The organism is Streptomyces sp. NPDC090994, assembly GCF_044768905.1.
In the GTDB taxonomy this organism is placed as follows: domain Bacteria; phylum Actinomycetota; class Actinomycetes; order Streptomycetales; family Streptomycetaceae; genus Streptomyces.
The window spans coordinates 15,980-42,857 of the sequence record NZ_JBIVWS010000010.1 but is presented as its reverse complement, the minus strand read 5'-3'; the positions used below and the strand labels follow the sequence as shown (position 1 = coordinate 42,857).

At 71.8% G+C, this 26,878-nt stretch carries 21 protein-coding genes and 2 tRNA genes; 5 read left to right on the top strand and 18 right to left on the bottom strand.

Features of this window, described 5'->3' with window-relative positions:
* Positions 1 to 136: 136 nt before the first annotated feature.
* On the bottom strand, positions 137 to 3,034 hold the full coding sequence (leuS, locus tag ACIQR3_RS21405; protein WP_403541137.1) for a leucine--tRNA ligase: 2,898 nt from the start codon (positions 3,032 to 3,034) through the stop codon (positions 137 to 139).
* 390 nt (positions 3,035 to 3,424) lie between these two features.
* Between leuS and ACIQR3_RS21400 the strand changes: the two genes are divergently transcribed.
* Together ACIQR3_RS21400 and ACIQR3_RS21395 are read left to right on the top strand one after the other, a co-directional pair.
* Complete coding sequence (locus ACIQR3_RS21400) at positions 3,425 to 4,717, top strand: cytochrome b/b6 domain-containing protein (RefSeq protein ID WP_403541134.1); 1,293 nt, start codon at positions 3,425 to 3,427, stop codon at positions 4,715 to 4,717.
* Positions 4,714 to 6,327: an NADH-ubiquinone oxidoreductase-F iron-sulfur binding region domain-containing protein gene (locus ACIQR3_RS21395; protein ID WP_403541132.1), complete on the top strand. Its 1,614-nt coding sequence runs from the start codon at positions 4,714 to 4,716 to the stop codon at positions 6,325 to 6,327. The genes ACIQR3_RS21400 and ACIQR3_RS21395 overlap by 4 nt, the downstream gene beginning before the upstream one ends.
* 44 nt (positions 6,328 to 6,371) lie before the next feature.
* Here ACIQR3_RS21395 and ACIQR3_RS21390 read toward each other — a convergent pair.
* The 9 genes from ACIQR3_RS21390 to ACIQR3_RS21350 all read right to left on the bottom strand — a co-directional run bounded on the left by ACIQR3_RS21390 (position 6,372) and on the right by ACIQR3_RS21350 (position 11,512).
* Positions 6,372 to 6,444 (bottom strand) — tRNA-Ala (locus ACIQR3_RS21390).
* Between the two features lie 129 nt (positions 6,445 to 6,573).
* Positions 6,574 to 6,807: a hypothetical protein gene (locus ACIQR3_RS21385; protein ID WP_215169073.1), complete on the bottom strand. Its 234-nt coding sequence runs from the start codon at positions 6,805 to 6,807 to the stop codon at positions 6,574 to 6,576.
* A gap of 308 nt (positions 6,808 to 7,115) precedes the next feature.
* Positions 7,116 to 7,188: transfer RNA gene (locus ACIQR3_RS21380), tRNA-Ala, on the bottom strand.
* A 90-nt stretch (positions 7,189 to 7,278) separates the two neighbouring features.
* Positions 7,279 to 7,950 carry a histidine phosphatase family protein gene (locus ACIQR3_RS21375; protein WP_403541130.1) on the bottom strand — a complete coding sequence of 224 codons (672 nt, stop codon included), beginning with the start codon at positions 7,948 to 7,950 and terminating at the stop codon, positions 7,279 to 7,281.
* Positions 7,947 to 8,390 carry a ribosome silencing factor gene (gene rsfS, locus ACIQR3_RS21370; RefSeq protein ID WP_403541127.1) on the bottom strand — a complete coding sequence of 148 codons (444 nt, stop codon included), beginning with the start codon at positions 8,388 to 8,390 and terminating at the stop codon, positions 7,947 to 7,949. The genes ACIQR3_RS21375 and rsfS overlap by 4 nt, the downstream gene beginning before the upstream one ends.
* A gap of 79 nt (positions 8,391 to 8,469) precedes the next feature.
* Positions 8,470 to 10,245: a LytR C-terminal domain-containing protein gene (locus tag ACIQR3_RS21365; protein ID WP_403541124.1), complete on the bottom strand. Its 1,776-nt coding sequence runs from the start codon at positions 10,243 to 10,245 to the stop codon at positions 8,470 to 8,472.
* Positions 10,246 to 10,261: 16 nt separating this feature from the next.
* Positions 10,262 to 10,942 (bottom strand): nicotinate-nucleotide adenylyltransferase, encoded by a 681-nt coding sequence (gene nadD, locus ACIQR3_RS21360; protein ID WP_215169064.1) that lies wholly within the window; start codon positions 10,940 to 10,942, stop codon positions 10,262 to 10,264.
* A gap of 71 nt (positions 10,943 to 11,013) precedes the next feature.
* Entirely contained in the window at positions 11,014 to 11,178 is a 165-nt protein-coding gene (locus ACIQR3_RS21355; RefSeq protein ID WP_215169062.1) for a hypothetical protein, read from the bottom strand.
* Positions 11,179 to 11,350: 172 nt separating this feature from the next.
* Positions 11,351 to 11,512 (bottom strand): hypothetical protein, encoded by a 162-nt coding sequence (locus tag ACIQR3_RS21350; RefSeq protein ID WP_403541121.1) that lies wholly within the window; start codon positions 11,510 to 11,512, stop codon positions 11,351 to 11,353.
* Between the two features lie 125 nt (positions 11,513 to 11,637).
* On the opposite strand from ACIQR3_RS21350, the gene ACIQR3_RS21345 reads away from it, so the two are divergent.
* A complete protein-coding gene (locus ACIQR3_RS21345; protein WP_403541118.1) occupies positions 11,638 to 12,813 on the top strand; it encodes a M48 family metallopeptidase in 1,176 nt (391 codons plus the stop codon).
* A gap of 11 nt (positions 12,814 to 12,824) precedes the next feature.
* Here ACIQR3_RS21345 and ACIQR3_RS21340 read toward each other — a convergent pair whose 3' ends face one another.
* The 5 genes from ACIQR3_RS21340 to proB form a co-directional block, all read right to left on the bottom strand.
* The gene (locus ACIQR3_RS21340) at positions 12,825 to 13,895 is read right to left on the bottom strand and encodes a hypothetical protein (RefSeq protein WP_403541116.1); all 1,071 of its coding nucleotides are present in this window, start codon (positions 13,893 to 13,895) and stop codon (positions 12,825 to 12,827) included.
* Positions 13,896 to 13,983: 88 nt separating this feature from the next.
* On the bottom strand, positions 13,984 to 14,589 hold the full coding sequence (locus tag ACIQR3_RS21335; RefSeq protein WP_403541113.1) for a hypothetical protein: 606 nt from the start codon (positions 14,587 to 14,589) through the stop codon (positions 13,984 to 13,986).
* A gap of 103 nt (positions 14,590 to 14,692) precedes the next feature.
* On the bottom strand, positions 14,693 to 15,979 hold the full coding sequence (locus tag ACIQR3_RS21330) for a glutamate-5-semialdehyde dehydrogenase (protein ID WP_403541110.1): 1,287 nt from the start codon (positions 15,977 to 15,979) through the stop codon (positions 14,693 to 14,695).
* 94 nt (positions 15,980 to 16,073) lie between these two features.
* On the bottom strand, positions 16,074 to 16,532 hold the full coding sequence (locus ACIQR3_RS21325; protein ID WP_403541540.1) for a hypothetical protein: 459 nt from the start codon (positions 16,530 to 16,532) through the stop codon (positions 16,074 to 16,076).
* Positions 16,533 to 16,683: 151 nt separating this feature from the next.
* On the bottom strand, positions 16,684 to 17,814 hold the full coding sequence (gene proB / locus ACIQR3_RS21320; RefSeq protein WP_403541107.1) for a glutamate 5-kinase: 1,131 nt from the start codon (positions 17,812 to 17,814) through the stop codon (positions 16,684 to 16,686).
* Between the two features lie 295 nt (positions 17,815 to 18,109).
* Between proB and ACIQR3_RS21315 the strand changes: the two genes are divergently transcribed.
* Together ACIQR3_RS21315 and ACIQR3_RS21310 are read left to right on the top strand one after the other, a co-directional pair.
* Positions 18,110 to 19,450 carry a polysaccharide pyruvyl transferase family protein gene (locus ACIQR3_RS21315; RefSeq protein WP_403541104.1) on the top strand — a complete coding sequence of 447 codons (1,341 nt, stop codon included), beginning with the start codon at positions 18,110 to 18,112 and terminating at the stop codon, positions 19,448 to 19,450.
* 152 nt (positions 19,451 to 19,602) lie between these two features.
* Positions 19,603 to 21,663 (top strand): hypothetical protein, encoded by a 2,061-nt coding sequence (locus ACIQR3_RS21310; protein WP_403541538.1) that lies wholly within the window; start codon positions 19,603 to 19,605, stop codon positions 21,661 to 21,663.
* Positions 21,664 to 21,708: 45 nt separating this feature from the next.
* Here ACIQR3_RS21310 and ACIQR3_RS21305 read toward each other — a convergent pair whose 3' ends face one another.
* From ACIQR3_RS21305 to ACIQR3_RS21295, 3 genes are all read right to left on the bottom strand, one after another.
* Positions 21,709 to 22,920 carry a glycosyltransferase family 2 protein gene (locus ACIQR3_RS21305; RefSeq protein ID WP_403541101.1) on the bottom strand — a complete coding sequence of 404 codons (1,212 nt, stop codon included), beginning with the start codon at positions 22,918 to 22,920 and terminating at the stop codon, positions 21,709 to 21,711.
* A 194-nt stretch (positions 22,921 to 23,114) separates the two neighbouring features.
* A complete protein-coding gene (locus tag ACIQR3_RS21300; protein ID WP_403541536.1) occupies positions 23,115 to 25,190 on the bottom strand; it encodes a hypothetical protein in 2,076 nt (691 codons plus the stop codon).
* 177 nt (positions 25,191 to 25,367) lie between these two features.
* The gene (locus ACIQR3_RS21295; RefSeq protein WP_403541098.1) at positions 25,368 to 26,864 is read right to left on the bottom strand and encodes a D-ribitol-5-phosphate cytidylyltransferase; all 1,497 of its coding nucleotides are present in this window, start codon (positions 26,862 to 26,864) and stop codon (positions 25,368 to 25,370) included.
* Positions 26,865 to 26,878 lie beyond the last annotated feature (14 nt).

Genomic DNA, 26,878 nt, shown 5'->3' with positions numbered 1-26,878 from the left:
GAGCCCCTCAGCCGGTCACACCAAGCTCATGCCGAACCCATACCGAGCTCATGCCGCGCTCACGCCGGACTCATGCCGCGCTCACACCGAACCCGTGCCGAACCCGTGCCGAACTCACACCGAACCCATGCCGAACTCACGCCGGCACGATGTTGACCAGCTTCGGCGCCCGCACGATGACCTTGCGGATCCCAGCACCGGCCAGCGCGGCCACGACCTTCTCGTCGGCCAGCGCCACCTTCTCCAGGTCCGCCTCGGAGATGTCCGGGGCGACCTCCAGCCGCGCCTTGACCTTGCCCTTGATCTGGACCACGCAGGTGACGGTCTCGTCCACCACGTAGGCCGGGTCGGCGACCGGGAAGTCCTGGTGGACGACGGAGTCGGTGTGGCCCAGCCTGCGCCACAGTTCCTCGGCGACGTGCGGGGCCAGCGGCGCGACCAGCAGCACCAGCGCCTCGGCGACCGGCCGCGCGAGGGGGCCGCCCACCTTGGTCAGGTGGTTGTTCAGCTCGGTGACCTTGGCGATGGCGGTGTTGAACCGCATGCCCTCCAGGTCGCCGCGCACCCCGTCGATCGCCTTGTGCAGCGCCCGCAGCGTCTCCACGTCGATCCCGGCGTCGGCGTCGGCGGGGTCGGTGTCCACCACCGTCACCTCACCGGTCGTCTCGTCGACGACGTTGCGCCACAGCCGCTGCAGCAGCCGGAACTGGCCGACCACCGCGCGGGTGTCCCACGGCCGGGAGACGTCCAGCGGGCCCATGGCCATCTCGTACAGGCGCAGCGTGTCCGCGCCGTACTCCGCGCAGATCTCGTCCGGAGTGACCGCGTTCTTCAGCGACTTGCCCATCTTGCCCAGCAGTCGCGAGACCTTCTCGCCCTGGTAGAAGTACGCGCCGTCGCGCTCCTCCACCTCGGCGGCCGGTACGGCGATCCCGCGCGCGTCCCGGTAGACGTACGCCTGGATCATGCCCTGGTTGAACAGCTTGTGGAACGGCTCGGCCGAGGAGATGTGCCCCAGGTCGAACAGCACCTTGGACCAGAAGCGCGCGTACAGCAGGTGCAGCACGGCGTGCTCGGCGCCGCCGACGTACAGGTCGACGCCGCCGTGCGGCTGGCCCTCGCGCGGGCCCATCCAGTACTGCTCGATCTCGGGGTCGACCAGCTTCTCGGAGTTGTGCGGGTCCAGGTAGCGCAGCTCGTACCAGCAGGAGCCGGCCCAGTTGGGCATGGTGTTGGTCTCGCGCCGGTACTTCCGCGGTCCGCGTCCGTCGCCCAGGTCCAGGGTGACATTGACCCAGTCCTCGTTGCGGGACAGCGGCGTCTCGGGCTGGGTGTCGGCGTCGTCCGGGTCGAAGGTGCGCGGCGAGTAGTCCTCGACCTCGGGCAGCTCCAGCGGCAGCATCGACTCGGGCAGCGGGTGGGCGATGCCGTCCTCGTCGTAGACGATCGGGAAGGGCTCGCCCCAGTAGCGCTGGCGGCTGAACAGCCAGTCGCGCAGGCGGAAGTTGACGGTGCCCTCGCCGATGCCGCGCTCGGTCAGCCACTCGGTGATGCGGGCCTTGGCCTCCACCACGCCCAGGCCGTCCAGCGAGATGTCCGCACCGGACGAGTTGACGATCTTCGCGTCGTACGAGGCGAAGGCGTCGTCCCAGGTCGCGGGGTCGGTGGAGCGGCCGTCGGACGGCTCGACGACACACCGCATCGGCAGCTCGAAGGCGCGCGCGAAGGCGAAGTCGCGGCTGTCGTGCGCCGGTACGGCCATGATGGCGCCGGTGCCGTAGCCCATCAGGACGTAGTCGGCGATGAAGACGGGGACCTTCTCGCCGTTGACCGGGTTGGTGGCGTACGCGCCGGTGAAGACACCGGTCTTGTCCTTGGCCTCGGCCTGGCGCTCGACGTCGGACTTGGCGGCGGCCTGCGCGCGGTAGGCGGCGACGGCCTCGGCGGGGGTGGCGTGACCGCCGGTCCACACCTGGCGCGTGCCCTCGGGCCAGGCGGCGGGCGTGAACTTCTCCACCAGGGGGTGTTCGGGGGCCAGCACCATGTAGGTGGCGCCGAACAGGGTGTCCTGGCGGGTGGTGAAGACGGTGATGTGCTCGCCGTCGATGGGGAAGTCGACGCGGGCGCCCTCGGAGCGGCCGATCCAGTTGCGCTGCTGCAGCTTGATGGCCTCGGGCCAGTCCAACTCGTCCAGGTCCTCCAGCAGCCGGTCCGCGTAGGCGGTGATCCGCATGTTCCACTGGCGCAGCTTGGCCTTGAAGACGGGGAAGTTGCCGCGCTCGGAGCGGCCGTCGGCGGTGACCTCCTCGTTGGCCAGCACGGTGCCCAGCCCGGGGCACCAGTTGACCGGCGCGTCGGAGGCGTAGGCCAGCCGGTACTCGCCCAGGACGTCGGCGCGCTCGGCGGCGGTCAGCTCGCTCCAGGCCCGTCCCCCGGGGACCTCACGCGCGCCGGACTCGAAGGCGGCGACCAGCTCGGCGATCGGCCGGGCCTTCCTCGCCTCCTCGTCGTACCAGGAGTTGAAGATCTGCAGGAAGATCCACTGGGTCCACTTGTAGTACTCCGGGTCGATCGTGGCGAACGACCGGCGCTTGTCGTGGCCCAGGCCCAGCCGGCGCAGCTGGGCCTTCATGTTCTCCATGTTGGCTTCGGTGGACACGCGCGGGTGCGTGCCGGTCTGCACGGCGTACTGCTCGGCGGGCAGGCCGAAGGCGTCGAAGCCCAGGGTGTGCAGGACGTTGTGGCCGGTCATCCGCTGGAAGCGGGCGAAGACGTCGGTGGCGATGTACCCCAGGGGGTGGCCGACGTGCAGGCCCGCACCGGACGGGTACGGGAACATGTCCATGATGAACTTCTTGGGCCGGGCGACCGTCTCCGGGTCGCCCGCCAGGTCACCGGTCGGGTTCGGCGCCGCGTAGGTGTCCTCGGCGTCCCAGAAGTCCTGCCAGCGTGCCTCGATCTCGGCCGCCAGGGCGGCCGTGTAGCGGTGCGGCGCCACCGCCTCGGCGGCGGTGGCGGGGTTCGTCTCGCTCATGATCCTCAAAGCTCCATCGATCGTCTTCGCCTGCGGCTGCGACTCTCACTCATGACAGAAATGAAAAATCCCCTCGCACAGGAGGGGACGCCGCGCCGATGCCGACCGTCCGGAGCACCGGCGGTCGGTACTGATCAGCGCGGCCCGCTAAGCAGAAGGCGTACGGCACGCATGGGGTCAGGGTACCGCAGCCGCCGAGCGGGCCGCGACGGGGTTCCGTCGCCTGAACCGCGGTCAAGGTTTACTTCGCGTAACAGCCACTAAAGGGCATCACAACGACCGCATAGTCATTTGATAACAGCGCAATAACTCAAACCTCGTACCCACGGGTATGGCGCCACCTAGAGTGCGGCACCGGGACCGCTTCCCCGAACCGCTCGGAGTGCCCCCATGAACCCATCCCTCGCCGCCACGGCGGACGACTCGTTCGCGGAGTTCCTCGATTTCGGCGCCGGCGTCCTGGCGCTGGTCTGCCTCAGCTGCTCGGTGATCTGGGGACTGGTCGCCCAGGACCGGATCCTGCTCGTGGCCCGCCAGCGCATCCTCGCCCAGGCGGTGCACCGCACCACCGCCGTCGCCTCGATCGTCTTCCTGCTGGTGCACGTCGGGGTCAAGCTGGCGCTGGCGCACACCACCTGGGTCGCCGCGGTGATCCCGTTCGGCCTGCTCCTCACGGACGACGAGCAGTTCGGCGGCCGGGCCTTCCTCATCGGCCTCGGCACCCTGGCCGGCCTGCTCATGGTCTTCGTCGGCGTCACCGGCGCCCTGCGCAACCGCTTCGCCTCCCCTGCCCCCGTCGCGGCCCGCTGGCGGGCCATGCACATGCTGGCCTACCCGGCCTGGTGCGCGGCCCTGCTGCACGGCCTCTACGCGGGCCGCGCGGCCAAGCCGGTCTTCCTGGTCCTGTACGGCCTGTCGGTGGCCGGCGTGATGGCGGCCCTGGCGCTGCGCGCGGCGCCGGGGCCCGTCAAGCGCCGGATCGCCGACCGCGTGGCCGCCCTCCTCGACCAGGCGGGCCGGCCGGACCGCGAGGAGCCGGTCCGGGACGGCGCCCGCACGGCGCCCGGCGCCACCTCGCAGGGCTCCGCACTGCCGGGCTACGAGACCGCGGGGGTCCCCCGGCAGCGCACCGCCGCCGCCCCGCCGCGGTACGAGCCCGCGACCGCCCCGCCGCCGTACGAGCCCGCGACCGCCGCGCCCAGGGAGCCCGCGAACGGGTTCGCCGCCGCCTACCGCGCCGTCTCCGCCCCGCAGCGCCCCTGGCAGCAGCCCGCCGCCCCCGACCGGACCGCCCCCATGGACCTGCCGCCGGACATCCGCCCCGCCCCGGCACCCGGCACGACACCCACCACGGCACCCACCACGGCACCCGGCTCCGCGATGCCCCCCGGCGGCTGGCCGGTCCCGTCCCCGCCGCCGGTCGGCGAGGCCCCGCCGTCGGCGTACGACCCCCTCACCGACACCGGACACACCATCCCGGCCTATGGCAATCCGGACGGCTACGGCTACCGGCCGAGTGATGTGTACGACACCGGTGAGCAGAACACCGTCCCCGGCGCGTACTACCCGGACGACACCTGTACGAGCGGTCCCGCCCCCGAACCGGCCCCCGGCACGTCCTACGACTTCGACGCGCCGGGGCCGGGTGAACCCTGGAACACGCCTTCCGGAGGCATGAAGTGAACGAGGCCCTGCCCGACGTCCCCGAGGTCCGCGTCGTCGGCCTTCCCCAGCTCACGTCGGGCTTCGACCTTGTCGAGCGGCTGGATCTCCCGATGCACCTCAAGGTGCACGGCCCGCTCGAACCCCTTGGCGGCGAACAGCTCGCCAAACTCGCCGAGGCGATCAATCTCAGGGGCCGCGGCGGCGCGGGCTTCCCCTTCCACAAGAAGCTGCGCTCGGTCGCCGAAGCGGCGATCAAGCGCGGCGTCCGCCCGGTCGTCGTCGTCAACGGCAGCGAGGACGAACCGGCCTGCCGCAAGGACACCGTCCTCATCAACCGCGCGCCGCACCTGATCCTGGACGGCGCGCTGCTGTGCGCCGAGGCGATGGGCGCGCGCACCCTCGTCGTCGGGGTCACCCGGGAGTCCACCCAGCGCTCCATGGAGGCCGCGCTCGCCGAACGCGGCCTGAGCAACGGCCGCCGTTCGGCGCTCCGCGCGCGCGTGCAGCGCAATCCCGTACGGATGGTCACGGGCGCCGCCGCCTCGCTGATCCGCTCCATCGACGGCGGCCCGGCGATCCCGCCCGGCCGCAAGGTCAGCGCCTCCAGGAGCGGCGTGGGCGGCGCGCCGACGCTGCTGTCGAACGCCGAGACCTTCGCCCAGCTCGCCATCGCCGCCCGCATCGGCCCCGAGCGCTACGGCAACACCGGCCTGTACGACGAGCCGGGCACCGTCATGCTGACCGTCTCCGGCGCGGTCGCCCGCCCCATGGTCATCGAGGTCCCCACGGGCGTACCGCTGCGCTACGTCCTCCAGCTGGCCGGTGCCCCGCCGGTGCCCCAGGGCGTGCTGACCGGCGGCTACCACGGCAAGTGGATCGACTCGGCCACCGTCGACGAGGCGATCGTCTCCCGCGACTCGCTGGACGCGGTGGGCGGTTCGCTGGGCGCGGGCGCCATCCTGCCGATCGGTCAGGAGACGTGCCCGCTGGGCGAGTCGCTGAGGGTGGCGCAGTGGCTGGCGGAGGAGAGCGCGGGCCAGTGCGGCCCCTGCTACCTCGGTCTGCCGGCCGCCGCGCGCGGCCTGGAGGACATCCTGAACGGCGGCGGTCCCGCCGCCCTGGAGGCGCTCAAGCAGGTCGCGAAGAACGTCAAGCGGCGCGGCGCGTGTTCACACCCGGACGGCTCGGCGATGTTCCTGGAGTCGACCGTCAAGGCGTTCACGGACGACCTGGCCGCCCATGTCCTGGGCAACGGCTGCGGACGGCCCGTGCAGGGCGTGCTGCCGCTCTTCGAGGGGGGCAGGGCCCCGACGGGCGTGCCGGGCGGCGGCGCAGCCGCGGAGAACGGCCCCAGCCGCCAGAAGATCTACGTCGACTGGACGCTGTGCCGCGGTCACGGGCTCTGCGCGGACATCCTCCCGGAGGTCTTCCAGCTCGGCGCCGACGGTTTCCCGACCGTGGCGCAGGCGCAGGTGCCGCGCTACGCGGAGGCCAAGGCGCTGCGCGCGGTGCGCCGCTGCCCGGCGCTCGCCCTGCGCATCGAGGAGGACACCCGCGCCCAGGCGCCCGCCCGGGCCAATCTGCCGGTGCTCGCCCCGGGACGCGGCCGGCGCGCGCTCGGCCGCTGAGCAGAACAAAACCCCCCGGATCGATGATCCGGGGGGTTTCCCTGTGGAGCTAAGGAGAATTGAACTCCTGACCTCCTGCATGCCATGCAGGCGCTCTACCAACTGAGCTATAGCCCCGCGTTTTACCGCTTCGCTCCGCCCGGTTTCCCCGGCGGCGACGCCAACATTACACGGTCGACCGGGTCCAACACCAAATCGTTTCCGGTCTGCCCGATTTGACCACTTTGCCCACTGGGTGGTCGGCCGTCAGGCGGCCACGAAGGAGTAGAACCGCTTGAGCGTGCAGTGCTCCTCCAGAAGGCGGCCGTAGATCGGCTCGCCCTCGAGTTCCCGGTACGTCTCGATGGGGTCGCCTTTTATGATCAGCGCCCGCGCGCACTCCTCGCACCAGTACTGGTACTCGGGGTTGACCGGTTCCATGTCGCGGACGATCGGAGTGCCGCTGCCGCACCAGTCGCACTTCCGCCTGTGTGCCCCCATCGATCAGCTCCAGCTGTCGCCGCAGGCCGTGCACACGTACGGGACGCCGCCGTTGTCCCCGAGGATGCTCGCAGGCATCGGTACTCCCTCCCGTCGGGCCGCGCCCCCTTCCGGCCGTTTGATTCTGCCACGCCCGGACCGACACGGTCAGCGACGCCTCAGTACCAGTACGGACACGGTGACCGGCGCGGATCTCCATGGAGCCATACGTCCGGCGGGCCCCTGGTGCTCAAGTGAGGCAACGAAAAATCCCGCCCCTCGAGGGGACGGGATTCACCGTGTTGCTTCTGGACCTTCTGGTCCTTCTGTGGAGCTAAGGAGAATTGAACTCCTGACCTCCTGCATGCCATGCAGGCGCTCTACCAACTGAGCTATAGCCCCGGGCCTGTGTTCTTCCCGCTCGGCGGGGCGAACAAGAAGAACTTTAGCCTGCGACCTGCCGGAAAGTGAAATCCGGGTCCCGCACACGGCTCAGTCGTCGTCGCCGAGCACCGGCTCCGGCAGACTGCCGGCGTTGTGCTCGAGCAGCCGCCAGCCACGGACGCCCTCGCCGAGGACGGACCAGCAGCAGTTGGTCAGGCCGCCCAGGGCCTCCCAGCTGTGCGCGTCCAGGCCGAGGAGACGGCCGATGGTGGTGCGGATGGTGCCGCCGTGGCTGACCACGACGAGGGTGCCGTCCTGCGGCAGCTTGTCCACGTACCGCAGCACCACGGGGGCGGCGCGGTCGGCGACCTCGGTCTCCAGTTCGCCGCCGCCGCGGCGGACCGGCTCGCCGCGCTTCCACGCCGCGTACTCCTCGCCGTACCGGGCGATGATCTCGTTGTGCGTCAGCCCCTGCCAGACGCCCGCGTAGGTCTCCCGCAGGCCCTCGTCGTGGGCGACCTCCAGGCCGGTCAGCGCGGCCAGCTCGGCTGCCGTGTCGGCGGCCCGCTTCAGGTCGGAGGCCACGATCGCGTCGGGCCGCAGACCGGCCAGCAGCCGGGCGGCCCGGCGGGCCTGGGCGACGCCGGTCCCGGTCAGCTCGACGTCGGTGGTGCCCTGGAAGCGGCGCTCCACGTTCCACGAGGTCTGGCCGTGGCGCCACAGGATGACGCGGCGGCCCCGGCCGGCCCCCCGGTCCGTCACCTCACCGGTGGCGCTCACCACCCGTCCCCGTCCGGGGCCGGGGACTCGGCGGCCTGCGTCCGGGCGTGCTCCTCGCCCTTGCCTCGGGTCGCCTTGGCGTCGGCGGGCAGCTCCAGCTCGGGGCAGTCCTTCCAGAGCCGCTCCAGGGCGTAGAAGACGCGCTCCTCGCTGTGCTGGACGTGGACGACGATGTCGACGTAGTCGAGCAGGACCCAGCGGGCCTCGCGGTCGCCCTCGCGGCGCACCGGCTTGGCGCCGAGCTCCTTGCTGAGCCGTTCCTCGATCTCGTCGACGATCGACTTGACCTGTCGGTCGTTGGGTGCGGAGGCCAGCAGGAAGGCGTCCGTGATCGACAGCACGTCGCTGACGTCGTAGGCGATGACGTCGTGGGCGAGCTTGTCGGCGGCCGCCTGAGCGGCGGTGTTGATGAGCTCCAGGGAGCGGTCGGTCGCGGTCACTACCAGGCTTTCGGTCGACGGTCGTTTGACACCAAGGGTCTCACGACCGCCGACCTCTGCCCATGCGGTCACCGTCCGGTCACGACGCGGGCTCGTAGTCCTGACCGAGGACCACCGACACGCGCGCGTTGGCGGAGACGTCGCCCTTGGCGACCGTGCTGGTCGGCAGGCCGAGCGTCTTGGCGACCTCGGTGGCGTTCTCCTTGTCGGCGGCGTCCGCGTAGAGCACCTCGGAGGTGGCCTGCGCGGCGGCGGCGGTGCCGCCCTCCACGAAGGTGAAGCCGCCGTTGACCAGGGTGATCCGGACCTTGGCGGTGTTGTTCTTGTCCCCGCTGGCGTTCTGCACGGAGACGCTGACCGCGGCGTCCTCGTCGGGGCTCTTGGCGGTGCCGCCGAGGACGTCCTTGACGACGCCCGAGCTGTCCTCGGTGCTGAGCGTGCCGTCGTCCTGGACGGGCAGCAGGGCCGTCTTGTGGTCGCCGCCCTTGGTGAGGTCGGCGAGGGCGGCGAGGAAGGAGCCGAGATCCTTGTCGGTCAGCGGCGGGTCGAGGATCATGCCCAGCGTCTGGACGGTGGTCGTCGCCGCCTGCGCGTCGGAGGACAGCTTGCGCAGCACCCCGTGCAGGACCTGCCCGAACCGCTCCAGCTGGGCGACCTGCGCCTCTCCGGAGGCCTGGTAGGTGGCGTACGCCACGGCCATCTTGCCGCTGAGGGTCTGCTTCTCGCCCTTGTGGACGAGGACGGCGGCGTCCTTGTCGCCGTCGGCGTCCGGGTCGGGCACGTCCGCGTCCGTGTCGACCTCGATGGTGCCGACCAGGTCGACGAGGTTCTGCAGGTAGGGCGTGTCCAGGCGCCAGGTGCCCTCGATGGCGGTGCCGAGCACGGAGTCGAGCGCCTCCTGGGTGGTGTCGGGTCCGTCGTCGTCGACCGACTTGGCCAGCGTGGTGACGCTGCCGTCGTCGCCGGTCAGCGCCAGCGAGTTGGGCAGCAGCACGGTGGTGGCCTGCTGGGTGGTGGTGTTGTTCACCAGCAGTGCCGTCGAGGTGGAGCCGCCGTCGGTGTCGTGCAGGTGGACGGCGATCACGTCGCGCTTCTGGGCGCCCGCCGCCGTCGTGCCGCCGGCCGTGGAGTCCGACGAGGACATGCCGGGGAGCTTTCCGGCGTACCAGAGGTAGCCGATACCGCCGACGGCGACGAGGGCGAGGACGACCACCAGGGCGATGGCACGCGTGCGTGCCCGGCGCCGGGCCTCCTCGCGGCGCTCGGTGCGGTTCTCCGTGAACTTCATCCAGTCGATGACGTCCTCGGAGTCGCCGTCCGGCTCCTCGACGAAGGCGAACTGCTCGGTGTGGTACTCCGGCCCCGCCGTCCCGGACTCATCCCCGAGTTCCGCCGGGCCCGCCGCCCCGGCCCCCTCCGGCTCCTCGCGCGGGCCCGCCTGCTGCGGGATGCGGGCCGGCTGCTCGGCGACCGGGGCCTGCGGCTGCCCGCCGCCGGCGGCGGTGGCGTAGGGGTCGTAGGGACTCTGCGGGCTCTGCGGGCTCTGCGGGGGGACGGGCGCCTGCTGGGCGGTGTCGTAGGCGCCCTGCGGGGGAACGGGCGCCTGCCCGCCGGTGTCGTAGTTCGCGTAGGGGTCGTACGGGGCGGAGGGCTGCTGTCCGCCGGTGCCGTACGGGTCGTAGCCGTACTCCTGCTGTGCGTACTGCGTCTGCTGGCCCGGCTGCGCGTACGGGTCGTACGTCTGCTGCTGTGCCGGGGCCTGGCGGTAGACCGGCCGGCCGTACTCGTCGTAGCCGACGATCTCGTACGGGCCCTCCTGGCCGCCGCCGTGTCCCGCGTCGTATCGGTCGTTCACCGGTGCCCCTCTCGGCTCACTCGCCGCGGTACAGCTGACGCTTGTCGATGTAACGCACGACGCCGTCGGGCACCAGGTACCAGACGGGGTCGCCCTTGGCGACTCTCGCCCGGCAGTCCGTGGAGGAGATGGCGAGGGCGGGGACCTCGATGAGGGAGACGCCCCCCTCGGGCAGTCCCGCGTCCGTCAGGTGGTGGCCGGGGCGGGTGACGCCGATGAAGTGTGCCAGGGAGAAGAGTTCCTCGCTGTCGCGCCAGGTGAGGATCTGGGCGAGGGCGTCGGCGCCGGTGATGAAGAACAGGTCCGTGTCCGGGTTGAGCGAGCGCAGGTCGCGCAGGGTGTCCACGGTGTAGGTGGGGCCGCCGCGGTCGATGTCGATGCGGCTCACCGAGAACTGCGGGTTCTCGACGGTGGCGATGACCGTCATCAGATACCGGTCCTCGGCCGCGGAGACCGCGCGGTGGCTCTTCTGCCAGGGCTGCCCGGTGGGCACGAACACCACCTCGTCGAGGTGGAACTGTGTGGCGACCTCACTGGCCGCGACGAGGTGCCCGTGGTGGATCGGGTCGAAGGTGCCGCCCATGACGCCGAGCCGGCGCTTGCCCGGTCGTGACGGGGCGGTGCCGGGGCCCGGGCGGTGCCGTGTGCCGCTTGCCGGGCCGTTCACCGGGCCGGTAGGCATGTCCTGCTCTCCCATGCGTGCAGACCCTACCGGCCCCGGCTGAACGTCTCGGCCGCCTGTTCCCCTGGAGGACGCGGAGGACGCGCTCAGCGGTCCCGGTTGAAGCGGGTGGTGATCCACAGCAGCAGCATCAGGATGACGAACGCGCCGATGCCGGTGACGTAGGGGCTGAGGCTCTCGTGGTTGCCGCCGTGCTCCTCGCCCTCGGCGGCAAGGGTGACCAACTGGGCAGCGGTGCTGTGGAAGCTCATCTTCGGCAGGACCTATCGCGTGTGGGCGGGATAAAGACGTGGGCTCATCGTATGCGGGCCCCCCGCACGCGATCACGCCGACTCCGCCGTTGGGAAGCCCTCGGGAACCGCCGGCAGCCGCCGGGGAGCCGACGGGACGGGTCCGGGCCGCCCGGGGAACCTTACGGCCGCCTCAGTCGTCCTTCGAGCTGTAGCCCCGCAACAGGAACCACGCGGTGAGCACACAGCCCAGCACCATCACGATCAGCACGATCTGGAGCAGGTGCCCCGTTCCGGGCTGCTCGGCGGCGTTCGCGGCCCCGGCGAGCCGGGCGGGGTGGGGGACATGCTCCATGACACGGACTCCTTAGCTGTACTGCCCGTCCACGGTAACTCCGCCTAGGCTGGGCTCTGCTTCGGGGGCACAAAGGACCGCACAAGGGTTCGCAAAGGGCCACTAGGACGCACCTGGGGGAAGACATGGCCGACGGCCATCAGAGCAACGGGCACGAGCAGGTGCCCAGCAGGTCACGCAGGCGCTTCCCGGGGATCTCCTCGCGCGCGTACGAGCACCCGGCCGACCGCAGCGCCCTGGTGGCGCTGCGCAAGCTGAGCGGCTTCGACACGGTGTTCAAGGCGCTCAGCGGGCTGCTGCCGGAGCGGAGCCTGAGGCTGCTGTTCCTCTCCGACTCGGTGCGCGTCTCGGACCGGCAGTTCGCCCACCTCAACGACATGCTGCGGGACGCCTGCTACATCCTGGACCTGGAGAAGGTCCCCCCGATGTACGTCAACCAGGACCCGAACCCGAACGCGATGTGCATCGGCCTGGACGAGCCGATCATCGTGGTCACCACGGGGCTGGTCGAGCTGCTCGACGAGGAGGAGATGCGGGCGGTCGTCGGGCACGAGGTCGGGCACGCGCTGTCCGGGCACTCGGTCTACCGGACCGTCCTGCTCTTCCTGACCTCGCTGGCCGTCCGGGTCGCCTGGATCCCGCTGGGCAACCTGGCGATCATGGCGATCGTGACCGCGCTGCGCGAGTGGTTCCGCAAGTCGGAGCTGTCCGCCGACCGCGCGGGGCTGCTGGTCGGCCAGGACCTGACGGCGTCCATGCGCGGCCTGATGAAGATCGCGGGCGGCAACCACCTGCACGAGATGAACGTGGACGCGTTCCTGGAGCAGGCCGACGAGTACGAGGCCGGCGGCGACCTGCGCGACTCCGTACTGAAGATCATGAACGTGCTGCCGCGCTCCCACCCCTTCACCACCGTGCGGGCCGCCGAGCTGAAGAAGTGGGCGGCCTCCCGCGACTACCAGCGGATCATGGACGGCCACTACCCGCGGCGCGACGAGGACAAGGACACCTCGGTGCGCGACTCCTGGCGGGAGTCGGCCTCCAGCTACGCCACGCATGTGCGCACGTCCAAGGACCCGCTGATGAAGCTGGTCAACGACCTCGCCGGCGGGGCCGGGGACCTCGGCGGGCGGGTGCGGCGGGGCTTCGGCGGGTTCGGCGCCTCGCAGCCGGGGCCGAAGGGCGGGCGGGACGGCTCGGAGGGCTCCGAGGGCCCCGGGCGCTCCGGGGGCCCCGGGCGCTCCGGAAGCCCTGGGGACGCCTCGGACGGCGGGCCGGACGGTCCCGGGAACCGCGACTGACCGGGGGCCGGTCACACCTTCGGCTGGGCGCTCTCGGCCAGGGTGCCGCACAGGGCCGTGGCCTCGCCCGTGGCGTACGGGTCGGTGCCGGCCGGGCCGCCCTGCTTGGCGCTCTGCCCGGCGAGCAGCGGGCGCAGGTACCCGGCCGCGTCCTCGGCGCAGGACAGCGGGCCCGCCTGGAGCGAGGCGAGGGTGAGCCGGGCCTGGTGCAGCCGCAGGTCGTCCCGGTCGAAGCGGAAGTGCAGCTCGCGGCGGACGGTGAACAGCGACACCTCGGCGCGGGCGTCGCCGGTGGGCCGCAGCGGATAGACGACGGTGTGGGCGGCGACGACCTCCAGGGTGGAGGAGTCGCTCTCCAGGGCCCGCAGGGAGCCCTGGACGCGGATCTCGGAGCCGGCCAGCTCGACGCGGGCCGGGTCGAAGCGGACCAGCCATCCGGTGGCCGCGTGCCGGCCGTCGGCGGCGGGCTCGGCGAAGCTCTCGTCGAACTGGCCGGTCTGGTCGGGGTCGAGCAGCACCCGCACCGAGCGGGTCTCCCCGCCGACCAGCACCTCCCGGTCGAGCGACGAGCGCACCACGTACTCCTTGGCGGTGAGCAGGGCGTTCCTGACCTGCTCGTCGGCGAAGTGGGCGGTGCTGCGGTAGGGCGGCAGCGTGACGCCCGCGGCGCCGGACCGGAACTGCGCGGCGGGGCTGCGCGCGTACAGCCGCTCGGCGTCGGCGGCGCCGGGCACCTCGCCGCGCGGGGCGAGCGGGACGACGGTCATCCGCACCTGCTCGGCGGCCTGCCGCGCCGCGGGGCTCTGGTAGGGGTGGCGCACGCCCATGTACACGGCGGTGCCGAAGGCCACGGCGATCAGCACGACCAGGATCAGGGCCTGCCGGGACAGTCCCCCGCGGCGCAGCGGCGGGCGGCGGCGCACGGCGGGCGCGTGGTCGGCGATGCGCTCCTGGGCGGAGAACTCCTGGAGGTGGGCAGCCCGGACGAACGATTCGTCGAAGACGACGGACCGGTACTCGTCGTCGCCGCCTCCGGGGGCGCCCTCGGGTGTCCCGTCAGGCGGGTCTGAAGGCCCTCCCATATCTTCAGAGTAGGTCGCCGGGCCCCCGGATAAACGCCCAGGTACACGACAAGTTCGGGCCGTTTCGCAGCGGGTTCGCGGGCGTCGCTCAGGGGCTGCGCGGGATCACCGGGACGGCCGGCTGGGAGTAGTCGGCGGAGGCCGAGGGGGTGGCGGAGCCGCCCTGCTCGGGGCCGGTGGAGGCGGGCGGCGGCACCTGGTCGCGGTCGCCGTCCGAGGACGCGCCCCGGTAGACGGCGCTGAAGGCCAGCGCCACCATGCCGATGCCCATCACGAGGGCGAGCATCCAGGCGACCGGGCGGTGCCAGCGGACCTGCTTGCCGTAGCTCGCGGGGGCGCCGTAGGGGCGGTCGAGGGGGTCGGCGTCGTCGTCCGGGTCGTCGTAGTCGGGGTCGGCCGGGTCGGGGCCCAGGTCGCCGTACCCGTCGTCGTAGCGCTCGCCCCTGGTGCGGGCGCGGCGGGCGGCCTCGGCCTCGGAGGCCTCCGCTCTGGCCTCGGCGGCGGCCAGCAGCCGTTCGACGGCGGTCGGCTCGTGGACCGTGGCCGCCCGTACGAAGTCCTCGTCGAAGACCACGGAGGCGAACTCTTCGTCCGACACCCCGCGGTCGTGGTCGTCGTCGGGCTCCCAGCCGTCAGGGAACGGCGTGCCCCCCACGTCCTCCGGCACGCATCCAGAGTAGACCTGGGGGGTCATTTTGGGCAGACGGTATGGAAATTCATCCGGTGGGTGAGACGGGGTGCGGCGGGCGCGGGGCGCGGCGCGGGGGCGTGTGCCCGGCCGCGCGCCGGGGGCCGGTTCAGCGCCGTACGTGTCCGTCGCCGGTGACGATGTACTTGGTGCTGGTCAGCTCCGGCAGGCCCATCGGGCCGCGGGCGTGCAGCTTCTGGGTGGAGATGCCGATCTCGGCGCCGAAGCCGAACTGGCCGCCGTCGGTGAAGCGGGTGGAGGCGTTCACGGCGACCGTCGTGGAGTCGACCAGCTGGGTGAAGCGGCGGGCCGCCTGCTGCGAGGTGGTGACGATCGCCTCGGTGTGGCCGGAGGTCCACAGCCGGATGTGCTCGACGGCGCGGTCGAGGGAGTCGACGACGGCGGCGGCGATGTCGTAGGAGAGGTACTCGGTCTCCCAGTCCTCCGGGGTGGCCTCGACGACGGTGGCGCGGGAGTCCTTGGCGTACGCCATCACCCGTTCGTCGGCGTGCACGGTGACGCCGGCGTCGGCGAGGGCGTCGAGGGCGCGGGGCAGGAAGTCGGCGGCGATGTCCTGGTGGACCAGGAGGGTCTCGGCGGCGTTGCAGACGCCGACCCGCTGGGCCTTGGAGTTGATCAGGATGTCGACGGCCGTGTCGAGGTCGGCCTGCGCGTCGACGTAGACGTGGCAGTTGCCGGTGCCGGTCTCGATGACGGGGACGGTGGACTCCTGGACGACCGTGTTGATCAGGGAGGCGCCGCCGCGCGGGATGAGGACGTCGACCAGGCCGCGGGCGCGCATCAGCTCGCGGACGCTGTCGCGGTTCTCGCCGGGGACGAGCTGGACGGCGTCGGCGGGCAGCCCGGCGCCGCCGACCGCGTCGCGGATCACCCGGACCAGGGCGGTGTTCGACCGGTAGGCGGACGACGAGCCGCGCAGCAGGACCGCGTTGCCGGACTTGAGGCAGAGGGCGGCGGCGTCGACGGTGACGTTGGGCCGGCCCTCGTAGATGATGCCGACCACGCCGAGCGGGACGCGGACCTGGCGCAGGTCGATGCCGTTGGGGAGGGTGTTGCCGCGGACCACCTCGCCGACGGGGTCGGGCAGCGCGGCGACGTCCCGTACGTCGGAGGCGATGGCCCGCACCCGCTCCGGGGTGAGGGTCAGCCGGTCGATGATCGCCTCGGCGGTCCCGGCCTCGCGGGCCTTGGCCACGTCCTGGGCGTTGGCCTCGACGATCTCGCTCGTACGGACCTCCAGCGCGTCGGCGACGGCGAGCAGGGCGTCGTCCTTGACGGCCCGCGGCAGCGGCGCGAGGTCGGCGGCGGCGGCCTTGGCCCGGTAGGCGGCCTGGGTGACCGGGGACATCGAGTCGTACGGCGAGAGCGTGGTCATGGGGGAAGGGTAGTGCGCCGGGCGACGTCGTCCCGTGCGTGTCCCACACCCCGAGACGGGTCTCCGGCAGGTGGACGGTTCGGCCCAGAAGGGTTCAGAAGGGGTGCACCCCGACCGGCGTCGCCGGGGCGGGGCCGTAGCCCGCGGCGATGCGCTGGTGGTAGGTGACGCGGTCGATGACCTCCAGGCCGACGATCTCCCAGGGCGGCAGGCCCGCGGTCTGCCGGTGCTCGCCCCACAGGCGCAGGGCGACGGCGGCGGCGTCGTGCAGGTCGCGGGCCTCCTCCCAGTACCGGATCTCGGCGTGGTCGCCGGCGTAGCGGCTGGTCAGCAGGAAGGGGTGGTCGTGGGCGAGCTGTTCGAGGGCGCGGCGGACCTCGGCGAGGGGGGTGCGCTCACCGGAGACGCTGAGGGTGACGTGCCACAGGCGCGGGACCTCCTCGGGCCCCTGGTCCGGGAAGCGGTCACCGGCCGCGACGCTGGTCAGGGCACGTTCCTCGCCGGGCGCGCGGGTGCCGGCACCGCCGCGGGACGCGGCCGCCCCCGGGCGCACTCGTCTCACGACGGCCTCCTTCTCGCTCGCGCGTCGTCCCGGCGCGGTCGGCCCGGACGGTTGTCCCTGCGACAAAGTGGAGCAGGCCCCGCGCGCTCACGGAGGCGGTTTCGCGGAACGTCCACCACCGGTGCGGGGACGTTTCGACCCATTACGGGTGCAGGATCACCAGATCGTCCCTGTGTACGACCTCACGTTCGTACGCGGGTCCGAGGTCGCGGGCCAGCTCCCGGGTGGAGCGGCCGATCAGCCGGGGGATCTCCTTGGCGTCGAAGGAGACCAGGCCGCGGGCGATCGCGCGCCCCGTGCCGTCCCGCAGCTCGACGGGGTCGCCCGCGCCGAACTCGCCCTCGACGGCGGCGATCCCGGCGGGCAGCAGCGACTTGCGGCCCTCGACCACGGCGCGCACCGCCCCGTCGTCGAGGGTGAGCGCGCCCTGCGGCGCGGAGGCGTGCTGGAGCCAGAGCAGGCGGTTGGTGGAGCGCTTGCCGGTGGGGTGGAAGTAGGTGCCGGTGTCCTGGCCGGTGAGGGCGTCGGCGGCGTGGACCGCGCTGGTGAGCACCACGGGGATGCCGGCGGCGGCGGCGATCCGGGCCGCCTCGACCTTGGTGACCATGCCGCCGGTGCCGACCCCGGCCTTGCCCGCGCTGCCGATCTCGATGCCGGCGAGGTCGGCGGGGCCGCGGACCTCGGCGATGCGGGAGGTGCCGGGGCGGCTCGGGTCGCCGTCGTAGACGCCGTCGACGTCGGAGAGGAGGACGAGCAGGTCGGCGCGGACGAGGTGGGCGACGAGGGCGGCGAGCCGGTCGTTGTCGCCGAAGCGGATCTCGTCGGTGGCGACGGTGTCGTTCTCGTTGACGACCGGGAAGGCGCCCATCGCGAGCAGCTTGTCCAGGGTCCGCGAGGCGTTGCGGTGGTGGGAGCGGCGGCTCATGTCGTACGAGGTGAGCAGGACCTGTCCGACGCGGACGCCGTAGCGGGCGAAGGAGGCGGTGTAGCGGGCGACCAGCAGGCCCTGGCCGACGCTGGCGGCGGCCTGCTGGCGGGCCAGGTCCTTGGGGCGCCGGCTCAGGCCCAGCGGCGCGAGGCCGGCGGCGATGGCGCCGGAGGAGACCAGCACGATCTCCCGCTCCCCCGCCGCGCCGCGCACCTTGGCGAGTACGTCGACCAGCGCGTCGACCCGGTCGGCGTCCAGTCCGCCGGCCGCCGTCGTCAGGGACGAGGAGCCGACCTTGACGACGATCCTGCGGGCCTCGCCCACGGCCTGCCTTGCCCCTGTCACCTGTGCTCATTCCCTCGCGTCCGGCCTCGCCGGGCAATCTACGTGAACCGGGCCGGGCGCCGCGCACCGTTTCACCTTGCGGACGGCGGTCGCGGCCGGGCGTCGCCGGGCGCGAGTCGATCTCGTGACCGATTACTCACGCAACGCATATGATAAAAAGGTTGTCTTGTCTTCATGTAGAAATCAAAGGGCTCATAAACATATCGTGAACTCCGTGTCACCCTCAGACTCTTCAGCCCGCCGCGCCAAGCGCCTCCTTCTCCGTTCCGGGAAGAGCCCCTTTGATGTCGTGTCCGTGGAGCAAGCGCTTCAGCACGACCTCATCGCCACCAATGCCGGCAACCTGATCTTCAGCGACGCCACCCACAAGATCCTCACGACTCCGCACACCGAGGTCGTCTCCAACGGGATCAAGACCGATGTGAACGCGGCGGGGCGGATCAACGAGGAGTTCGACGCCTTCGTCGTTCCACTCGCGAACGCCTTCCGGCCCTCCTTCCAACCCATGCTGGACCGGCTCACCCGGCTGATCAGCAAGCTCCGCATCCCGGTCGTCGTGGTCGGCGTCGGTGCCCAGACCGGCCTCGGGTACAACGCGGCGCGGCTGAAGCCGATGGAGCAGTCGGTGCGCGCGTTCGTCTCGGCGGTGCTCGACCGCAGCGCCTCCATCGGCGTGCGGGGCGAGTTCACCGAGAAGTACCTGAGGGACATGGGCTTCAAGGACGTCGAAGTCATCGGCTGCCCCTCGATGTTCATGCACGGCAAGGAACTCGTCGTACGCAAGCGGGTGGACGAGCTGACGCGCGACTCCCGGATCGCGATCAACGGCTCGCACGACGCGGTGCGCAAGCAGGGCCTGGACCGGGTGATCCGGCAGACCCACGCGCGCTACCCGAACCTGTGCTACATCGGCCAGAACCTCAGCGACGCCAAGCAGTTGCACTGGCGGGACCTGTCGGACCCCAACGGCCAGGTCACCGAGATGCCCACCCACCCCGACCACCCGATGTACGGGGAGGACAAGGCCCGGGTCTACATCGACCCGGTGACCTGGATCAGCGACCTGAGCGAGTACGACTACTCCTTCGGCTCCCGCATCCACGGCAACATCGCGGCCCTGCTGGCCGGGACGCCCGCGACCGTGCTCACCGGCGACTCGCGGACCCTGGAGCTGTGCCGCTACTTCGAGATACCGCACCAGCGGATCGACCAGCTCCCCGAGGACCTCGACCCGGCCCGGCTGTACGAGGAGGCCGACTTCGGCCCGCTGACCCGCAACCACGGGGAGCGGTTCGACCGGTTCACCGGCTTCCTGGACAAGAACGGCCTGGAGAACACCTTCACCCACGGCGACCAGGGCGCGGCCTTCGACGAGCGGATGCGGTCGCTGACCTTCCCAGCGGGCATCCGCCCGTGGCTCGGTGACGACCCCGCCTCGACCGCCGCGCGGCTGGGCTACCTCTTCGGCCGGGTCGGTGAACTGACCGCCGAGAACGCCAAGATGAAGCGGGAGCTGGCGAAGGTGAAGGCCGCGACCAAGCAGCCGGGCCAGTCCGGCCAGCCTTCGCAGTCACGGACGACGGTCTACCGCCGCGCCCGGCGCGTGGTGGGACGGGCGCTGCGTCCGGGACGCTGAGGTCCGGCGGAAGCTCATAGCACGGTTGTCGCACAGCGGGTTCCAGGACACGCGCGTGTCGTCGGAAGGTAGGCGCGCGTTAACCCGGGAGTCCGCTTCGCGACGACCCTGGAGTGACCGCAGTGCCCGAACCCTCGTCCCGCCGGTGGCAGATGGCGCGGCCCCGCCACCGCCGGATCACCGCCAAGCTGCTCGTACTCGCCGCCTTGGCGACGGCCTTCACCGCGCAGGCCGTCGGCGCGCTGCTGCCGAACGTGCCGCTGCTGCTGGCGGCCACCGCCGCCTCGCTGGCCGCCGAGGGCGCGGTGTACCGGTGGCAGCGCGGCGTGCTGTCGCTGCTGACCAAGTCGCACGCGGACGTCACCGTGCGGCACGTCCTGCGCGACCTGCTGCTCGTGGTGGGCCTGCTGCGGCTCGGCGAACAGCACCGCGAGACGGTGTACGCCCCGCTCGTCGCCGGTCTGCTCGCCTGTTACGCGCTGCACTGCGCGATCCAGGCGGTCTCCGTACTGGTCCGCCGCAGCCGCACGCTGCCGGTGGTGACCCGGAACATCGACGCCTCGGCGCTGCGGCTGACCCCGGCGCCGCCGGTGCTGCTGCGCCGTCCCGGCCACCGGCTGCTGGTCCTCGGACTGCCCGCGACCGGCGGGCTGCTGGCCACCGTGGCCACCGACGCGCCGCTGTACGGGGCGGTCGGCCTGGCCGTGTCCCTGGTGCTCTCGGCCGCCGGGCTCGGCGCCCTGCTGCTGCGGCTGCTGCCGGGCCGCCGGCCCGCCGGTGAGCAGGAGGTGCTGGAGTGGTTCGACGCGTGGCTGGCGGAGTACGAGCCGACGGTCGGGCTGTACTTCTCCGGCGGCGCCTCCTCGGCGTACCAGGCGAACATGTGGCTGGAGCCGCTGGCCCGGCTCGGTGAACGGCCGGTGGTCGTGCTGCGGGAGCGGTTCATGGTGCAGAAGCTCGCGGCGACCGACCTGCCGGTGGTGTGCCTGCCGAAGGTGTCCACGCTGATGCGGCTGGAGCACTCCACGCTCCAGGTGCTCATCCACCCCTCGAACTCCGGCAAGACCTCCCAGGTGCTGCGCATCCCCACCATCAAGCACGCCTTCGTCAACCACGGCGAGAGCGACAAGCTGTCCTCCTGCAACCCCTACGCCAAGGCGTACGACGAGGTGTGGGTGGCCGGCCCCGCGGCGCGCGAGCGGTACGCGCTGGCCGAGGTCGGCGTCGAGGACAAGGACGTCGTCGAGATCGGCCGCCCGCAACTGGACGCGGTACGCCCGTACGCGGGGCCGCCGGCCGGCCCGTACACGACTGTGCTGTACGCGCCGACCTGGGAGGGCTGGGACGGCAACCCCGGCAACACCTCGGTGATCGCGGCCGGGGAGAACCTGGTCCGGGCGCTGCTCGCCGACCCGGGCGTACGGCTGCTGTACAAGCCGCATCCGCTGACCGGGACGGTGGACCCGCGGGCCCGCGCCGCCGATCTGCGCATCCGGGAGCTGATCCGGGCGGCGAACCAGGAGCGGCCGGCGCAGCGGCCGACGGGCGGGAACGAACTCGTACGGTACGCGGCCGAGTTGGAGCGGCTGACCATGTCCGCGCCGCGGGCCGGGGCGGACCAGGTGGAGCGGATGCTGGCGCAGTCGGCGCCGGAGCCGGGGCGGGCCGCGGCGGTGGCCCGGGCGGCGGCGGGGTGGAACGAGGCGTACTGGGCGTCGGTGCCGGAGGGACGGCACCTGGTCATCACCGAGGCGCGGCCCGCGCTGTACTCCTGCTTCGACCGGGCCGACCTGCTGATCAGCGATGTGTCGAGTGTGATCAGTGACTTCCTGGCCAGCGGGAAGCCGTACGCGGTGGCCAACACCAGCGGGCTGGCGGAGGAGGCGTTCCGGGTGGCGTTCCCGACGGTGGCGGCGGCGACCGTGCTGACGCCGGACGCCGCCGGGGTGCCGGCGCTGCTGGAGGCGGTGCGGTGCCCGGAGAGGGACACGTTCGCCGAGGCCCGGGCCGCGCTGGCGCTGCGGCTGCTCGGCCCGGCCGAGCCGCCCGCGCAGGAGCGGTTCGCCGCGGCCGTGCGGGCACTGTGCGCGTCGGCCCGCGACCACCGGGCCCGGACGGCCGGGCGCCGCACCACGGAACTGCCCGGTCAGCGGCAGGAGCGGACGGCCGGGTCGGCGTCCCTCACACCACCGCGGGCCGGACGCCACCGGTGAGGCCGCGGGTGAGCGTCCGCCGCTGCCGGCGAGCCGGGGTGTCCGTCACGCCGCCGTCCGGCCCCTGCCACTGAGGCGGGAGTACGGCAGGGCGCGGCGGACGGCACGGCGCAGCAGGGAGACCGGCGCCTGCTCCACATAGCCCAGGAAAGGACGCGCCTCGCGGCCCCGGGCGCGGTAGATCTCGTCGGGTATGCCCGCCTTCCGGTCCCGGAAGTGCGGGTAGACGAGGTACAGCCGGCGGCCGCCCTTCTCCAGGAGGGCGGCCGCCTGCTTCTTGGCCCGGATGAATTCCAGGACGTCGTCCAGGAGTCCGGTCTGCCGGGTCGCCACCAGGTGCATGCGCAGCCGCTCGTTGACCTTCAGCAGATCGGCGACGCCCGGGGTCCAGTAGGCGTCCAGCAGGGGATTCGCCAGGTCGAGCTTGTGCCGCCGGACCTCCTCGCTGTCCTTCAGCCAGCGCGGGCCGAACTGGGCCAGCACCGTGACGCCGAAGGGACGGACCATGAGCTGGTCGCGCCGGTCGCCGGCGGGCACCAGCTCGGCGATCAGCTCCATCAGGGCGCGCGCGTGGCCGAAGCGCCCGGGGTAGGTGGAGGTCTTCGTCACGTGCTTGCCGTCGTCGCGGCCCACCAGGTAGTAGCAGGTGTAGTCGGCGAGCACGGAGACGCCGTCGGCCCGCAGGTACGCCTCCATCGTGAACAGCGCGTCCTCGCCGCTGTACAGGGACTCGTCGAAGCGCATGCCGTGACGTTCCAGCAGCGCGCGGCGGAACAGCTTCTGGGCGGTGAGCGTGTACTTGATGTTGGAGGAGAAGACGTCCGTGCGCTCCAGCGACGTGCGCCACACCGACCTGGGGGCCTTGCGGTTGATCCCCTCGATGCGGCCGACGACCACGTCGGTGCCGGCCCGGTCGGCCATCGCGACCATCCGCTCCAGCGCCTCGGGGCCGAGCCGGTCGTCGGCGTCGAGGAAGAACACGTAGCGTCCGGTGGCCTTGTCCAGGCCCACGTTGCGCGGGCCGCTGGGGCCGCCGGAGTTCTCCTGCCGGATCACCGTGACCGGCATGGGGGCGCGGGCGGCGAACTGCTCCAGGCAGTCTCCGGTGCCGTCGGTGGAGCCGTCGTCCACGGCGATGACCTCGATGCGCGTCGGGTCGATGGTCTGTGCCTCGACGGAGGCCAGGCACTCGACCAGATACGGCATCGCTTCGTACGCCCCGATGATCACGGTGACATCAGGTTGCGTATCGGTCACTTCTGCTCCCTAGTCAGCCAGGTCCAGGCCAGGGAAAATTTTCCCTGTATTACCTCTTTGGCTATCTGTTAGACGGGTGACCGCGGCAAGGGGTTGCCCCACCCCCTCGAACCTGTGATCGACGTCACGGTTTCCGCAGCGAAAACGGCCCGGCCCGCAAGGGCCGAGCCGTTCGGTGCGCGGGGTGTGGGCGGTCAGGCGGCGCCCGCGCCGTCCGCCTCGCCGGCGCCGCTCGCGCGCTGCGCGGGCAGCGCGTCCGCCAGTTCCACGTCGGGGCCGCCGGCCACGATCCGGGACTCCTGGCCGACGTTGCGCGCCTCGGCCTTCACCGCGAGGTCCGCGACGGCGTCGTTGAACTGCTCGATGGAGGTCGGTTCGTCGGGACCGAGCAGATAGCGCTTGAGGTCCTTGCGGTCCTCGGCCAGCGTGTCCCGGGCCGGGTCGCGGACCGCGGCCAGCAGTCCGGTGAGCCCGGCGGCGGTGTTGTCGAGGATCACCGCGGCGCGCACCGCCGTGTTCTGCCGCTTGAACTCCTCCTCGCCCAGCTCCCCCGAGTCGGTGACCGCGTACGGCTTGCCGCTGGCGATGAAGTCGGAGACCACGCTGGAGATGTCGGAGACCATCGCGTCGGAGACGTTGAAGCAGTCGTACAGGCGCGGCTCGGCGCCCGTGACGACCCGGTGCTCCCAGGCCGGGACGGCCGCCCAGTAGGCGTCGTTCCACTCGGCGCGCAGCCGGGCGATCTCCTCGTGCCTGCGGACGTCGACCACGCCGTCGCGGCTGGCCTCGGCCTCGTCGCCCTTGTCGGAGCCGCCGGACAGCGCGGCGAGCCGGGCCTCGATGCGGGCGAGTTCCGCCTTGGCCTTCGCCTGCGCGGAGGCGTCGGCGGCGAAGCGGGCGTCGGCGGCGCGCTCGGCCGCGGCCTGCTCCACCAGGGCGGTGATCCGCCGGTGGGCGGCGCCGGCCTCCTTGCTGACGGTGCCGGTGAACGGGTGCGGCTTGTACAGGACGCGGACCGGCGGGTCGGCGGTCACCAGCCGCCGCACGATGTTCTCGCCGGCCAGCACGAGCGAGGTGTTGCCGGGGTTGCCGTCCCAGCCCTCCCAGGTGGGCGCGTACAGCACGGTCGGCATGCGGCCCTCGGGGACGCCCTGCCAGGTGCGGATCGGGGCGAGCTGGGGGCGGCCGACCTCGACGATGTCCTCGTCGCGGACGCCGACGTCGGCGATGGCGTAGCGGTCGCGGCCCGCGCGCCCGGCGGTCCACACCTCGTCGTAGACCTTGCTGAACGGGTTGACGCTGGCCAGCTTGTCGCTGTCGCCGTGGCCGATGAAGACGTGCTTCATGGTCGGGACGCGCAGCAGGTGGATGTTCTTGCCGACGTTGGCGGCGTAGAGCGCGACGCGGACCGTGGACAGGTCCATGTTCATCAGGTGCACGCCGCCGGGCACGCAGATCACCGGGACGGTGGTGGGCGCCAGGTTCTGCAGGATGACCCGCTCGCGCAGGATGACCAGCGGCCGGGTCTCCAGCTGCTCCATGGTCTCCAGCCACATGTTGACCTGGTACGCGGAGTCCTTGGAGCCGGAGAAGTACAGCACCGTCTCCGGCCGGTACTCGCCCAGCCAGTCGTCGACCGCGGCCAGCACCGTCTCGGCGTTCGGCGGGACCCGCCGGCCGCGGACGTAGCGCAGCAGGGCCAGGACGTACAGGACGCCCAGGAGCAGCGTGAGGCCGATGCCGGCGAACCCGGCCGCGGAGTCGTCCAGCTGCGCGGCGGCCAGTATGCCGACGACGGCGAACAGGTCGAGGTGGAGGATCTTCTCGGCGGAGCGGTGCAGCAGGCCGCGGGGCGGGGCGTCGGGGATGCGGACGCGCGAGACCAGGTCGACGTTGCGGGTGGCGACCGGCAGCCGGCGGCGGTTGCGGATCAGGGTGACCAGGGCGCCGTGCGGGGCCTGGAGGCCGAAGAAGGCGATGAAGCAGGCGATCGCGCCGTAGTAGATCAGGTTGTCCGCGAGGGACAGCCGGGCCAGCAGGAGGACCAGCAGCAGCTGCCGGATCAGGAAGCGGATCGACAGGCCGGCCCGGACCTTGCTGAGCCGGTTGATCAGGTAGCTGTTCCTGCGGTGCAGGAAGTGGTCCGCCAGGTACGTCACGGCGGCCGCGGCCGCGAAGGCGGGAACGCTCGGGACGAGCGCGGCCACCATGAGGCCGGGGTAGCCCAGCATCATGAGGACCGCCGCGGCCAGCTCGGCCGCGCTGCCCACCCGGGCGACGCGAATAGCGGTGGATATCACGGAGAACCTGCTCTGCTCTGCTGCGGATTGTGAGCGATCGGTGAAGGTACTGATTCAGGCCCCTGCCTTCGCCTCGTCAATGGCAATCACGACATTGACGGACGGTGGCAGAGGCCTGAATTGCAGAAGTCTATTTGCCGACGATTATTACACGCCGTCCTGACGGTCCAGCACCGCGGCCAGCGCCTGCTCGAAGCCGGACGCCTTGGCCGCGCCCGCGGTCGGGTCCTGCTGGCGTACGTCGATGACGTGGCCGGTCAGCTCGGAGAGCAGCACGTCGAGCGAGGCACGGGCCACCGCGTCGGAGGAGAGCAGGCTGCCCGCGGGCTCCTGGCCGAACGCCTTGGTGCGCATCGGCGTCGCGGTCCGCTCGGGGTTGACGCAGTTGACGCGGACACCGTCGCCGGCCCACTCGTCGGAGAGCGCCTGGGTGAGGTTGACCATCGCGGCCTTGGTGGAGGAGTACAGGCTGTACTCGGCACGGCCGCGCGTGTAGCTGCTGGAGGTGTACAGCAGCAGCTGGCCCTTGGTCTCGGCCAGGTACTTGTACGAGGACCGGGCGATCTGCACCGGGGCCAGGTAGTTGACCTTCAGCGCCTCCTCGATGGTGGCGTTGTCGGTCTCGGCGAGCTTGCCTATGCGCAGCACGCCGGCGGTGTTGACGACGTAGTCGATCCGGCCGGTCTCGGCGTACGCCTTGGACAGGGCGTCGTCGACCTCCTCCGGGTTCTCCACGTGGGTGCCGGTGGTGGAGCGGCCGAGCGCGTAGACCGTGGCGCCGTAGGACTCGGCGAGTTCCGCGATGTCCTTGCCGATGCCGTAGGAGCCGCCGAAGACGACCATCGTCTTGCCGGTGAGCAGTTCGCGGTAGGCGTCCTCGCCGACCTGCTCGGGGGCGGCGCTGGAGGCGAGCTGGAAGAGCTTGTCGGCGATGAAGACGTCGACGGGCTGGGTGACCTTCATGTTGTACTCGTCGCCCGCCACGACGTGGATCGGCACGTCGGGCAGGTACTTGAGCACGACCGAGCAGTCGTCGGTGGCCTGGAAGTTCGGGTCGCCGGCCGCGACCTCGTAGGCCCGCTTGATCGTGGACAGCTTGAACGCCTGGGGCGTCTGGCCGCGGCGCAGCCGGGAGCGGTCCGGGACGTCGGTGATGAACTCGCCGTCCGAGCCGTGGGTGCGGGTCACGATGATGGTGTCCGCGGACGGGATGGCCACGTCGACGGCGTCGTAGCGCTCCAGCGCGGTCACGCAGTCGTCGATGACCCGCTGCGACAGCAGGGGGCGCACCGCGTCGTGGAAGAGGACGTTGAGGTCCTCCCCTTCGCCCAGCCCCTCGCCGAGGGCGGCGATGGCGCGCTCGGTGGTCTCGTTCCGGGTCGAGCCGCCCTCGATGACCTTCTTCACCTTGGTGAAGCCGGCCTTGGCGACGATCTTCTCGATGTCGGGCACGTAGCCGGGCGCCATCAGCACGATGATGTCGTCGACGGAGTCGGCGTTCTCGAAGGTGGTCAGGGTGTGCTCGATGACTGCCTTGCCGGCGATCTTCAGCAGCTGCTTGGGGATCGACAGACCCACCCGCTGACCGGTGCCACCGGCCAGGATCACTGCGGTGGTACGGGGCTTGGCTATGTGCTGGGACACAGGTGACCTACCTT

Bases quoted from the DNA above. Each gene is read 5' to 3' on its own strand.
- leuS (WP_403541137.1), bottom strand. From the start codon at position 3,034: ATGAGCGAGACGAACCCCGCCACCGCCGCCGAGGCGGTGGCGCCGCAC.
- ACIQR3_RS21400 (WP_403541134.1), top strand. From the start codon at position 3,425: ATGAACCCATCCCTCGCCGCCACGGCGGACGACTCGTTCGCGGAGTTC.
- ACIQR3_RS21385 (WP_215169073.1), bottom strand. From the start codon at position 6,807: ATGGGGGCACACAGGCGGAAGTGCGACTGGTGCGGCAGCGGCACTCCG.
- nadD (WP_215169064.1), bottom strand. From the start codon at position 10,942: ATGGGAGAGCAGGACATGCCTACCGGCCCGGTGAACGGCCCGGCAAGC.
- ACIQR3_RS21355 (WP_215169062.1), bottom strand. From the start codon at position 11,178: ATGAGCTTCCACAGCACCGCTGCCCAGTTGGTCACCCTTGCCGCCGAG.
- ACIQR3_RS21350 (WP_403541121.1), bottom strand. From the start codon at position 11,512: ATGGAGCATGTCCCCCACCCCGCCCGGCTCGCCGGGGCCGCGAACGCC.
- ACIQR3_RS21345 (WP_403541118.1), top strand. From the start codon at position 11,638: ATGGCCGACGGCCATCAGAGCAACGGGCACGAGCAGGTGCCCAGCAGG.
- ACIQR3_RS21340 (WP_403541116.1), bottom strand. From the start codon at position 13,895: ATGGGAGGGCCTTCAGACCCGCCTGACGGGACACCCGAGGGCGCCCCC.
- ACIQR3_RS21335 (WP_403541113.1), bottom strand. From the start codon at position 14,589: ATGACCCCCCAGGTCTACTCTGGATGCGTGCCGGAGGACGTGGGGGGC.
- ACIQR3_RS21330 (WP_403541110.1), bottom strand. From the start codon at position 15,979: ATGACCACGCTCTCGCCGTACGACTCGATGTCCCCGGTCACCCAGGCC.
- ACIQR3_RS21310 (WP_403541538.1), top strand. From the start codon at position 19,603: ATGGCGCGGCCCCGCCACCGCCGGATCACCGCCAAGCTGCTCGTACTC.